The 12232-nt window shown below is 67.0% G+C and carries 8 protein-coding genes; all 8 read left to right on the top strand.

The features are described from left to right. The first annotated feature begins 149 nt into the window (after positions 1–149). The 8 genes from ACWV14_RS02620 (at position 150) to ACWV14_RS02585 (ending at position 12232) form a co-directional block, all read left to right on the top strand. Positions 150–1196, top strand: coding sequence for a substrate-binding domain-containing protein (locus ACWV14_RS02620; RefSeq protein WP_422088655.1), 1047 nt, complete (start codon positions 150–152; stop codon positions 1194–1196). Next, on the top strand, positions 1193–2716 hold the full coding sequence (locus ACWV14_RS02615; RefSeq protein ID WP_454902427.1) for a sugar ABC transporter ATP-binding protein: 1524 nt from the start codon (positions 1193–1195) through the stop codon (positions 2714–2716). Before ACWV14_RS02620 ends, ACWV14_RS02615 begins: the two co-directional genes overlap by 4 nt. Continuing rightward, the gene (locus ACWV14_RS02610; protein WP_409194690.1) at positions 2713–3741 is read left to right on the top strand and encodes an ABC transporter permease; all 1029 of its coding nucleotides are present in this window, start codon (positions 2713–2715) and stop codon (positions 3739–3741) included. The genes ACWV14_RS02615 and ACWV14_RS02610 overlap by 4 nt, the downstream gene beginning before the upstream one ends. An 11-nt stretch (positions 3742–3752) precedes the next feature. Then, positions 3753–4733: an aldo/keto reductase gene (locus ACWV14_RS02605; protein WP_454905990.1), complete on the top strand. Its 981-nt coding sequence runs from the start codon at positions 3753–3755 to the stop codon at positions 4731–4733. A 40-nt stretch (positions 4734–4773) separates the two neighbouring features. Continuing rightward, positions 4774–5631 carry a class I fructose-bisphosphate aldolase gene (locus ACWV14_RS02600; protein ID WP_454902425.1) on the top strand — a complete coding sequence of 286 codons (858 nt, stop codon included), beginning with the start codon at positions 4774–4776 and terminating at the stop codon, positions 5629–5631. Between the two features lie 150 nt (positions 5632–5781). Then, positions 5782–10491 carry an RICIN domain-containing protein gene (locus ACWV14_RS02595; RefSeq protein ID WP_454902423.1) on the top strand — a complete coding sequence of 1570 codons (4710 nt, stop codon included), beginning with the start codon at positions 5782–5784 and terminating at the stop codon, positions 10489–10491. Between the two features lie 140 nt (positions 10492–10631). Continuing rightward, a complete protein-coding gene (gene atpE, locus ACWV14_RS02590) occupies positions 10632–10871 on the top strand; it encodes a F0F1 ATP synthase subunit C (RefSeq protein ID WP_081270724.1) in 240 nt (79 codons plus the stop codon). Positions 10872–11026: 155 nt separating this feature from the next. After that, positions 11027–12232, top strand: coding sequence for an ABC transporter substrate-binding protein (locus ACWV14_RS02585; RefSeq protein ID WP_454902421.1), 1206 nt, complete (start codon positions 11027–11029; stop codon positions 12230–12232).

The following is a 12232-nucleotide window of genomic DNA, read 5'->3' as shown; positions in this document are numbered from 1 at the left end:
TCGCCAGTAGCGTTTCCCCTAGTTATCCCGCCAAACGGCCAGCGCGTACATTCTAGCCTGTCATAACAACTGTCGTGACAACGAGGATCACAAGGCTGCCTTGAAAAGCAGCATCAGCAAGCTGTGCCACACAACGTGAGGAGACAAGAATGAGGCGTAATTTCCTGAAGTCCGCGGCGGCCGCCGGTATCGGCCTGGCCGGTGCGAGCGCGCTTGCGCAGCAGCAAGCGGCAGCCCCTGCCGCGGGCGCCGGCCTGCGCGGCAATGCCAGCGACGTCTACGTGATGAACGTGATGGTGTCGGGCGTGGAGTACTGGTTTCCGGTCTACGAAATGATGAAGCAGCTCGGCCGCACGCTGGGCGTTCGCACCCGCTACACCGGCACGCCGGAGTACGACGTGAACAAGCAGCTCGCGTCCTTCGAGCAGGAGCTGGCGCGCAAGCCGGCCGGCATCCTGCTGCACCCGATGAACCCCGACCCGTTCATCGAGCCGATCAACCGCGCGGCGGCGATGGGCATCCCGGTCGTCACTTTCGCGGCCGACTCGCCCAACTCCAAGCGCACGTCGTTCATCACGTCCGACAACGACCGCGAAGGCACGCAGGCGGCCGACGCCATCGCGGCCTCGATGGGCGGCAAGGGCGAATACGCCGTGCTGGAGAACCCGGGCCAGGACAACCACGACCGCCGCATCGCCGCCTTCGTCAACCGCATGAAGACCAAGCACCCGGGCATGAAGCTGGTCGGCCGCGCCGCCAGCAACCAGGACCCGAACAAGGCCTACCAGGCCGTGCTGAGCCTGGCGCAGGCCAACCCGAACCTGGGCGCCCTCTTCATGCCCGAGGCCAACTCGGCGCTGGGCGCGGCGCAAGCCAAGGTCGAGACCAAGAAGAACATCAAGGTGATGTGCTGCGACGTGAACGCCAAGATCCTGGACATGATCAAGTCGGGCGACGTGTTCGGCTCCATCAACCCGAACCAGGGCATGCAGGGCTACATGGGCATGATGATGCTGTTCCTGGCCAAGAACCCGACGCTCATCGACCCGATGAACGACGCGAAGCGCAACGGCACCAACCCGATGTCCGTGCCCTTCCTGGACAACGGCCTGGCCGTGGTCAGCAAGGCCAACGCGGACGACTTCTACTGGGACAAGTACCTCGCCCGCCGCGGCACCAAGGGAATCGGCGAGTGAACGCAGTGAGCGCATTGCTCGAACTGAAGGGGATCAGCAAGCGCTTCGGCGCTTCGCGCGCGCTCACGGGCGTGGATTTCTCGCTGCACGCCGGCGAGATCCACGCCCTGTGCGGCGAGAACGGCGCGGGCAAGTCCACGCTGATGAACATCATCGACGGCATCCACCAGCCGGACGAGGGCGAGATCTCGCTCGACGGCCGCAAGGTGGTCATCGACGGCCCGGCGCACGCCATGCGCCTGGGCATCGGCCTGGTGCACCAGGAGATCGCCCTGTGCGGCGACGCCACCGTGGCCGAGAACATCTTCATGCCGGAGATCAACGCCGGCAAGCATGCGTGGATGAACTACGCCAGCCTCAACGCGCGCGCAGCCCGTGTGCTGCAGCGGCTGGGGCAGGACGTGGACCCGTCGGCGCTGGTGAAAGACCTGAGCATCTCGACGCAGCAGCTCATCGAGATCGCCAAGGCGCTCACGCTCGACTGCAAGGTGCTGATCCTCGACGAGCCCACCGCCGCGCTGACCGACAACGAATCGGCCGCGCTCTTCAAGGTGCTGCACGACCTGAAGGCGCAGGGCATCGGCATCATCTACATCAGCCACCGCATGGCCGAGATCTTTGCGCACTGCTCGCGCGTGACGGTGCTGCGCGACGGACGCAACGTGCACTGCGGCCCGCTGGCCGAGCTGGACGCCGACGCGCTGGTGCGCCGCATGGTCGGGCGCGACCTGGGCAACTACTACCCGCCGAAGCATGGCGACGCGGCGCACGGCGAGCCGGTGCTCGAAGTGAGCGACATCGCCGACGGCGAGCGCGTGCACGGCGTGTCTTTCACGCTCAGGCGCGGCGAGATCCTCGGCATCGCGGGCCTCATGGGCGCCGGGCGCAGCGAACTCGCCGAGACCGTCTGCGGCCTGCGCCCCGCCACGCGCGGCACGGTGCGCCTGCGCGGCAGGACACTGACGATCCGCAAGTACAGCGACGCGCTGCGCGAAGGCATCGCCTATCTCAGCGAAGACCGCAAGGCGGCGGGCGTGTACCTCGACCTGCCCATCGCGCAGAACATCGCGTCGATGGCGCTGAAGCGCGTGAGCTCGCGCTTCGGCCTGCTGCAGCGCGCGGCCGAGCACAAGCTGGCGGTGGACCTGGGCGCCAAGCTCAAGCTCAAGTCCGACGGCGTGGCCATCGACGTGGCGAGCCTGTCGGGCGGCAACCAGCAGAAGGTGGCCATCGCCAAGCTGCTGGCCACCAATCCGTCGGTGCTGCTGATGGACGAACCCACGCGCGGCGTGGACGTGGGCGCCAAGTCGGAGATCCATCACATCCTGCGCGAACTGGCGAGCCAGGGCGTGGGCGTGGTGGTGATCTCCTCGGAACTGCCCGAGATCATCGGGCTGTGCGACCGCGCGCTGGTGATCCGCGACGGCCGGCTGGCCGGCGAAGTGCAAGACAACGAAATGACGGAAGAGGCGCTGCTGCGGCTGGCCTCGGGACTTTGCGAAGAGGAAGCGACAGCATGAACTACCCGGCACAACTCGACGCGGGGGCCGCACCGGGCCTCCAGCCACATCAGTCGGGGGGCGGCCCCGCCAAACCCGCCAGCAAGCTCGGCAGCATGCGCGAGATGGGCTTGCTGCTCATCATCGCCGCGCTGTGCGTGGGCATGAGCTTCGCGTCGCCGTACTTCCTCACGTGGGACAACGTGCGCGCGATGCTGCTGTCGTTCTCCATCGAAGGCATCGTGGTGGTGGGCATGACGATCTTGCTGATCGTCGGCGGCATCGACCTGTCGGTGGGCTCGGTGGTGTGCTTCGCGATGGTGGTCACGGGCAAGCTCTTCCTCATGGGCTTCGACCCGTGGACGGCGGGGCTGGTGGCCATCGGCGCGAGCGCGCTCATCGGCGCGATGATCGGCGGCTGCGTCACGCGCATCGGGCTGAACCATTTCATCGCATCGCTGGCCTTCATGGTGATCGTGCGCGGCCTGTGCCTGGCGCTCACCCAGGGCACGCCGCAGTCGCTGTTCTCGCTGCCGGCGGAGTTCAAGTTCATCGGCCAGGGCACGCTGTTCGGCATTCCGGCGGTGATTCTGATCTTCCTGCTGATCGTGGTGGTGAGCGACTTCGTGCTGCGCCGCTCGACGCTGCTGCGCCGCGTGTTCTACACCGGCAGCAACGAGAAGGCCGCGCTGTACTCGGGCATTCGCGTGGGCCACGTGAAGTTCTGGGTCACGGTGCTGTGCTCGGCTTCGGCGGGCCTGGCAGGCGTGATCTACACCGCCCGCTTCGGCGCGGCCACGCCCACCTTCGGCATGGGCATGGAGCTGAACGTGATCGCCGCCGCGGTGATCGGCGGCGCCAGCCTCAAGGGCGGCTCGGGCACGGTGCTGGGCGCGGTGCTCGGCCTGGCGCTGCTGTCGGTGGTGACCAGCTCGCTGATCCTGCTGGACGTGTCGCCCTACTGGCAGGACGTGATCAAGGGCCTGATCCTGCTCGCGGCCGTGACCATCGACCACATCATGAACACCAGAAAGACCAAGCGATGAACAACGCATCGATGAAGAAGACAACGCTGGGCCCCTCGGGCATCGAATGCTCGGCCATCGGCCTGGGCACCTGGGCCATGGGCGGCTGGATGTGGGGCGGCGGTGACAACGCCGCCGCCGTGCTGGCCATCCAGGCCTCGCTGGACGCGGGCGTGAACCTGATCGACACCGCGCCGGCCTACGGCCTGGGCCGCTCGGAAAGCATCGTCGGCACCGCGCTGAAAGGCCGCCGCCACGAAGCCGTGATCGCCACCAAGTGCGGGCTGGTTTGGCACACGCAGAAGGGAACGCACTTCTTCGAAGAAGACGGCCACCCGGTGTATCGCTACCTCGGACGCGATTCGATCTTCCATGAATGCGAAGAGAGCTTGAAGCGCCTGCAGACCGACTACATCGACCTCTACATCACGCACTGGCAGGACAGCACCACGCCCGTGGCCGAGACCATGGATGCGCTGCTCGCGCTGAAGAAGCAGGGAAAGATCCGCGCCATCGGCGTGAGCAACGTGAGCCCCGAGACGCTGGCCGAGTACCTGCAATACGGCCCGATGGATGCCGCGCAGGAGCGCTACAGCCTGATCGACCGCGAGATCGAGCAGACGCTGGTGCCGCTGTGCACCGAGCACGACGTGGCTGTGCTGGGCTATTCGTCGCTCGCGCTCGGCCTGCTGGCCGGCCCCATCGACCCCGCGCGCCAGTTCACCGGCGACGACCAGCGCGCGAGCAACCCGCGCTTCAGCGCCGGGAACCGCGCAAAGCTCAAGGCCTTCTTCGAAGAGCTGGAGCCGCTGCGCAAGCAGCTCGAATGCTCGTTCGGCCAACTGATGATCGCGTGGACGCTGGCGCGCGGCAGCGTCTCGGTGGCGCTGTGCGGCGCCCGCGTGAGCAAGCAGGCGGTCGAGAACGCGGCAGCCGGCTCGGTGCAGCTGCAGGACGACGCGCTGGCGCTCATCGACGCGGCGGCGGCCCGGCACCTGCACGCACTGGCCTGAGGCCCTTCTTCACTACTCTCAACACAAGGATTTCTTTCGTATGTCGAAGGACAAGACCGCACGCCTGAACCGGCTGCTGAACAACGGGCGCTGCCTGGACATCGCACTCGACCACGGAGTGTGCAACGAGCCCTCGTTCCTCAACGGGCTCGAGGACATGCCTCAGGTGATCGACAAGCTCGTGGCCGCCGGCCCCGACGCGATCCAGCTCAACTACGGCCAGGCCGACCTGCTGCAGGACCGCCCCGGCCGTGACAAGCCGGCGCTGGTGCAGCGCATCGACATGGGCAACCCCTACAACGCCACCGCGCACCGCGTGATGTGGGCGGTGCTGCAGAACGAGCACGACCCGGTGCTGCCGGCCGTGCAGCGCGACGCGGCCTGCGTGGTAGTCAACCTGTTCATGCTGCCGAACGAGCCCGACCTGTTCCGCCAGTGCGTGCAGAACATCGCGCGCGTGCGCGCCGACTGCGACCGCTACGGCATGCCGCTGATGATCGAGCCGCTGGTGATGCGCCCGCACAGCGAGCAAGGCGGCTACATGGTCGACGGCGACGCCGAGAAGATCGTCACGCTCGTGCGCCTGGCGCGCGAGATGGGCGCCGACATCGTCAAGGCCGACCCCACCAGCGATCCCGCCGACTTCCACCGCGTGGTGCAGGCCGCGCGCTGCCCCGTGCTCGTGCGCGGCGGCGGACGCGAAGACCTGCAGCAGGTGTTCGCCCGCTCGCGCGTGCTGATGGACCAGGGCGCGGTCGGCATGGTGTACGGGCGCAACGTGTACCAGCACGCCAATCCTTCGGCGGTGGTGGATGCGCTGATGGCCATGATCCACCGCGGCGCGAGCGCCAAGGAGGCATGGGACATCTACGAATCGGGCGGCGCGAAGAAGAGCTGAGCCGAGCCGACGTGAGCTGAACGACGGCGCAACGCCGTCCAGAAAAACGAGGAGGGAGAGGCTGTACGGCCGGCGACACGCGTCGCCGGCCGGGGTGCGCCCTGCGCGCGCGCTTTTGCAAGTGACCGATACAACAACCTGGAGGCGACGATGAGAATCCGGTATTACTTGATGGCGTTCCTGCTGCCGTTCGTCACGCTGCTGACGCACGCAGCAATCACCGGGGTCAGTCCGATGACGACCCTGAACAACATGGCGGCGGCGGTTTCCGCGGCCGTCGCCGACCCGCTGCCGCTGCAGGGACCGGGCCTGGGCAACCTCACCTACACCTCGGCGGAACTGTTCAAGCCGGTGTCGATGATCACCAGCGCCGCGCATCCGCTCGACCCGGCACACAGCAGTGCCTACGAATCGCGCGAGGTGCCCGCCACCTATCCGGGCCGCAAGGACTACGGCATGAACGCGGGCATCATGATCAACGGCTACTTCCTCACCTCCTTCGCGCCGGACAGCGGCCTGGGCCCGGGCGGCTTCCTGCTTTACGACGTGTCGAACCCGCGCCAGATCCAGCTCGTCAAGAAGATCTACGAACCCGAGGCACGCACCAAGGAGTTCCGCGAAACGCACTCCTTCGGCACCGCCAAGATCGGCGGCAAGACCTACGTGGTGCTGCCCACCATCAACGGCGTCGAGTTCTGGGACTTCACCGACATCAACGACATCAAGCAGGTGAAGAAGCTGGCGCTGCCCGGCGTCAACGGCGGCGACTACGAGGACGTGGCCTGGCAGCTCTGGTGGCAGGCGCCGTACCTGTACGTGGCCTCGGCCGGCCGTGGCATCTTCATCGTCGATGCCACGGACCCGGCGAACGCGGTGATCGCGAACCGCGGCGCCGGCAAGCCCAACCCCGTGCCCACCGGCGAACTCGGCGGCTTTCGCATCGGCCCGATCTTCACGATGGGCAACCACATGGTGCTGACCGCGATGGAAAGCAACGGCGGCTTCGCGAGCCTGGACATTTCCGATCCGCTCAACCCCAAGGTGCTCGATTCCATCGTGGGCACCACGCCGTTCTACTACGCGACCTGCTTCGACGGCAGGAACCTGCACGTCTCCACGCGCAACAGCGGCGCCAGGATGTACAGCTACGACCTGAGCGACCGCTCGCGCTTCGTGGCAGAAGACAACCGCCTCGTCATCGACGAGCAGCTTTACTGCGCCACGCAGGACAACTACGTCATCCAGGGCGCGCAGACCCGCATCCACAAGGTCGACGTGAGCAACCCGCTCAACCACGTGGAGGTGGGCCGCGGCAGCATCCTGCGCGAGGACGACCCGAACTTCTCGCATTCGGACAACGGCCAGGTCGCGATGTTCGGCAACCTGGTCTTCGTGGGCAACGACCACGGCTCGGGCAGCGGCTTCATCGTGCATTCGGTGGACCCCGACATCACCAAGCCCGAAGTGAAGCAGGTCTCGCCCGCCAGCGGCGCGAAGCAGCAGGCGCTGACCTCGCGCATCGGCCTGGGCATGACCGACAACATCCGGCCGGAGAGCGTGAACGCCAACACCTTCATCGTGCGGCCGGTGGGCGGCAACACCCTGGCAGGCACCTACAGCGTGCAGCTGGGCATCATCAACTTCTCGCCCGACCAGCCGCTGCAGCCCGGCACCAGCTATGAAGTGTTCCTGCCCGCCAACGGCGTGAAGGACTATGCGGGCAATGCCATCGCGGCGGACTACAAGTCGGTGTTCCACACCGGCAACGCGAGCGACATCAGCCTCATGCACTACTGGACGCTGGCGGGCAGCCTGTCGGACCAGATCGGCGCCAACAACGGCACGCCGGCCACCGGCGACGCCTTCGAGAGCATCGGCCTGAACTTCGCGAACCGCACGGCCGGCGTGCCGCTGAAGAACGACACCGTGGCCACCGTGCTCGGCGGCACCGCTTCGCTGAGCTTCTACATGAAGACCACGCAGACAGGCGCGGCCAACTCATGGACCGCCCCCGGGGTCTTCGGGCGCGACCAGGCGAACGGCACGGACGACGTGTTCTGGGGCTGGCTCGACACCAGCGGGCGCATCAAGCTGTCGGTCGGCAACGACGCGGGCACCGCCTCCTCGGCCGCGGTGAACGACGGCAACTGGCACCACGTGGTGATGACGCGCGACGCCGCCTCCGGCGCGCAGGCGGTGTACGTCGACGGGGTGAAGACCACCTCCGCCGGGCTCACCGGCACCAAGGGCCTCGCGAACAAGTTCCAGCTGCTGGGGCAGATCCAGGGCAATGCCGCGCTCTTCAAGGGCACGCTGGCGGAAGTGCGCGTGTACGGCCGCGTGCTGAGCGATTCCGACGTCGCAACGCTGCGCGGCCAGGCCATCATCGGCGACCCCGGCATCGGCGGCGGACCGAAGCTGGTCAACGGCCAGCTGGTGTTCAACCCCGCCACGCTGGGCGCCAGCGGCGCGCAGTACCGCTGGAACTTCGGCAACGGCACGCAGACGGCCTTCTCCAACCAGGCGAACTACACCTACACCTACACGACGCCCGGCCACTACACCGTGACGCTGACGGTGCGCGACGCCCAGGGCCGCGAGACCTACTACACCTACAACCTGACAGTGATCGCACCGGTCACCGCACAGGCGCCCACGCACACCACCAACATCGCGGGCGACGCCAACTCGGTGTACTCGGTCAACCCCGACAGCGGCACGGTGGCCGCCATCGACGCGCAGACCCTGGCCAAGCGCTGGGAGACCCGCGTGGGCGACGAGCCGAAGACGCTGGCCGTGGGCCCCGACGGCCGCATCTGGGTGCCGGTGCACGGCGAGGACAAGCTGGTGGTGCTCAACCCGGCGGACGGCACCATCTCGGCCACCGTGGCGCTGGCCTACGGCAGCGGCCCCTACGGCGTGGTCTTCACGCCCAATGGCAGCAAGGGCCTGTTGACGCTGGAGAGCAAGTCGGTGCTCATGAGCTTCGACCCAGCCAACGGCAGCACCACCGGTGCGGTGGCGCTCGAAGGCGATGTGCGCGGCATCGCGGTGGCGGCCGATTCGCAGGTGGCCTATGTCACGCGCTTCAAGTCGAAGATGACGGGCAACCAGCTGCACAAGGTCAACCTGCAGAGCATGAGCGGCATGGGCGCGATCGCGCTGCCGGTGGACACCACCACCGTCGACACCGAGAGCCGCGCGCGCGGCGTGGCCAACTACACCGCGCAGGTGGTGATCTCGCCCGACGGCAAGCGCGCCGTGCTGCCTTCGAAGAAGGACAACATCGTGCGCGGCAAATTCCGCGACGGCACGAACCTCGTGCACGACCAGACGGTGCGCTCCATCCTGTCGCAGGTCGACCTGCAGGCGGCGGCACACAAGTTCGACGAGCAGATCGACTTCGACGACCGGGCCCCGGCGCGCGCCGCGCTGTTCTCGCCGGCCGGCGACTACATCTTCGTCGCGCAGATGGAAGGCAACCGCGTGGCCATCGTCGACGCCTACAGCCGCTCCATCCGCGGCGAGATCAACGCCAGCAGCGCACCGCACGGCCTGTACCTGGACGCGGCGCGCAAGCGGCTGTTCGTCAACAACTTCCTGGCGCGCTCGGTGTCGGTGCACGACGTGGCCTCGGTGCTGTCGTCGGAGACCAATGCGCCGAGCTTCCTGCAGAACGTGCAGACGGTGGCGGTGGAACCCATGGGCGCCGCGGCGCTGCGCGGCAAGCAGGTGTTCTACAACGCGTCGGACCGGCGCATGAGCAAGGACAACTACCTGTCTTGCGCGAGCTGCCATGCCGACGGCGGCGACGACGGCATGGTGTGGGACTTCACCCAGCGCGGCGAGGGCCTGCGCCGCACCATCAGCCTGCAGGGCCGGCGCGGCATGGGCCACGGCAAGCTGCACTGGACGGCCAACTTCGACGAGGTGCAGGACTTCGAGAACGACATCCGCAACGAGTTCGGCGGCACCGGCTTCCTGACCAACGCCGACTTCGCGGCCACCTCCGACCCGCTGGGCGCGCCCAAGGCCGGCAAGAATGCGCAGCTCGATGACCTCGCGGCCTACCTGACTTCGCTGAACAAGTTCATGCGCAGTCCGGCGCGCGCGGCGGACGGCAGCCTCAGCGTGGACGCGGTGCGCGGCCAGACCGTGTTCAACACGGCGCAGTGCGCGACCTGCCATACCGGCGCCACCTTCCGCGACGGAGTGCGGCATGACGTCGGCACGATCCAGGCCTCCTCGGGCAAGGGCATGAACCAGTCGCTGGCGGGCGTGGGCTTCGACACGCCGACGCTGCTGGGTACCTGGAACACCACGGCCTTCTTCCACAACGGCCAGGCGGCCACGCTGCAGGACGTGCTCGCCAGCGGCCACGGCAATGCTTCCAGCCTGCCGGCCAACGACGTGGTGGCGCTGCGCGAATACGTTCGCTCGCTCGACAACGACCCGACGCCGGTGGTCTCGCGCATCCGCTCGAACCACAGCAACCTGTGCGTGAACGTCAAGGGCGCGGCGACCACGAGCGGCACGACGGTGGTGCAGTGGCCATGCGGAAACGCCGGCAACGAGCGCTTCACCATGATTCAGACCGGCGACGGCTTCGTGCAGTTCAAGGTCGAGCACAGCGGCCTGTGCCTGGCGCAAAGCGGCACCGCGACCACCAATGCGGCCGTGGTCCAGCTGGCCTGCTCGGCCGGCAACACGACGCACTGGAGCCTGGTCGGTTCAACCCTGCGCAACCGTGCCTCGGGCTCCTGCCTGGACGTGCCCGGCAGCGCGACCGCGCAGGACACGGCGCTGATCACCTGGACCTGCAACGGCGGCAACAACCAGAACTGGACGCAGCTTCCCTGAGGCTTCGACGCTCCGCCTGCAAGCCGGCCGTTTTCACGGCCGGCTTTTTTTCGCTTGCCCCATGACCTCCCACGTCATGGACCGTGTGCACCCGCTCTGGGAAAGTACCTCCATCGATCAACCAACCAGGAGAAAACACCATGACCGGCTTCAACATCCTCCCCCTCGCAGTCGCATTGTTGATTGGCATTGCAGCACTCGGCTCGTGCCTCGGCATCGGGCTGGTGGGCCAGAAGTTTCTGGAAAGCAGCGCGCGCCAGCCCGAGATGGTGGACACGCTGCAGACCAAGTTTTTCCTGATCGCTGGTGTGACGGACGGCGCCTTCATCATCGCCACCGGCATCGGCCTGTGGTTCGCCACGGCCAACCCCTTCGGCTGAACGGAACCGACACGACGCACTGGCACCATTCGTGCTAGTACCGTTGACACCGAATTGTTTATGGCTAAAGTATTTAGCTATCAACGGTTCGATGCCGCCGATGCCGCACGACGCGGCGCCGGTGCGTCGTTTCATCCTTCCACGCCGGAGAACCCATGAGCCATCTGTCCCCGAAGTCGCCCGCGCTGCCGCGCACCCTGCTGTCGCTGCTGCTGTGCGGTGCCGCCCTTGGCACCGCCGTGCAGGCCATGGCCGCGCCCGTGAAGGTGGGCCTGGCGCTCGACATCTCGGGGCCCTTCGCGGCACTGGGTGCCGAAGCGCGCGACGGCTTCGCGCTGGGCATCAAGCAGCTGGGCGGCAAGCTCGGCGGACAGGACGTGGAGTTCGTGCAGGCCGACATGGCCGGCAGCCCCGACCAGGCCAAGCAGCTGGTCGACCGCATGATCCAGCGCGACAAGATCGACCTCTTCAGCGGCCCCATCGGCTCCAACGTGGCGCTGGCCGTGGGCCCCACGCTGTTCAACGCCAAGGTGCCGTACCTCTCGGCCAATGCCGGCCCGAGCCAGTTCGCCGGTGCGCAGTGCAATGCCTACTTCTTCGGCACCGCCTACCAGAACGACCAGTTCCACGAAGCCGCCGGCAAGTTCGCGCAGGACCGCGCTTTCAAGAAGATCGTGCTGATCGCCCCCAACTACCCTGCCGGCAAGGACGCACTGGGCGGCTTCAAGCGCCAGTTCAAGGGCCAGGTGGCCGACGAGCTCTACACCAAGCTCGGCCAGATCGACTACGCCGCCGAACTCGCGCAGCTGCGCGCGGCCAAGCCCGACTCCATCTATTTCTTCCTGCCCGGCGCGATGGGCATCAACTTCATCAAGCAGTTCGTGGGCGCGGGCCTGTCGAAGGACATCACGCTGGTGACCAGCGGCTTCTCGGCCGACGAAGACGTGATCGGCGCCGTGGGCGAGCCGATGCTCGGCCTGTTCAACACCTCGCACTGGGCGCACGACCTCGACAACCCCGCCAACAAGGCTTTCGTGGCCGCCTTCCGCAAGGAATACAACGGCCGCTATCCGTCGGTGTACGCCGCGCAGGCCTATGACGCGATCCTCGCGATGGACGCGGCAGTGAAGCAGTCGGGCGGCAACGCGCAGAACCGCGAAGCCGTGGTGGCCGCGCTGAAGAAGGCCAACTACGCATCGACGCGCGGCAGCTTCAAGTACGCCAACAACCACTACCCCATCGAGAACTTCTACCTGCGCGTGATCGGCAAGGATGCGCAGGGCAAGGTCACGAACAAGCTGATCAATACGGTCCTGACCAACTACGGCGACTCCTACGCCGACAAGTGCGGGCTGAAGTAA

The organism is Variovorax durovernensis, from assembly GCF_977011995.1.
The sequence above is the reverse complement of the archived record's forward strand: the minus strand, read 5'-3'. Positions and strand labels throughout refer to the sequence as shown.

Bases quoted from the DNA above. Each gene is read 5' to 3' on its own strand.
- ACWV14_RS02620 (WP_422088655.1), top strand. From the start codon at position 150: ATGAGGCGTAATTTCCTGAAGTCCGCGGCGGCCGCCGGTATCGGCCTG.
- ACWV14_RS02610 (WP_409194690.1), top strand. From the start codon at position 2,713: ATGAACTACCCGGCACAACTCGACGCGGGGGCCGCACCGGGCCTCCAG.
- ACWV14_RS02605 (WP_454905990.1), top strand. From the start codon at position 3,753: ATGAAGAAGACAACGCTGGGCCCCTCGGGCATCGAATGCTCGGCCATC.
- ACWV14_RS02600 (WP_454902425.1), top strand. From the start codon at position 4,774: ATGTCGAAGGACAAGACCGCACGCCTGAACCGGCTGCTGAACAACGGG.
- ACWV14_RS02595 (WP_454902423.1), top strand. From the start codon at position 5,782: ATGAGAATCCGGTATTACTTGATGGCGTTCCTGCTGCCGTTCGTCACG.
- atpE (WP_081270724.1), top strand. From the start codon at position 10,632: ATGACCGGCTTCAACATCCTCCCCCTCGCAGTCGCATTGTTGATTGGC.
- ACWV14_RS02585 (WP_454902421.1), top strand. From the start codon at position 11,027: ATGAGCCATCTGTCCCCGAAGTCGCCCGCGCTGCCGCGCACCCTGCTG.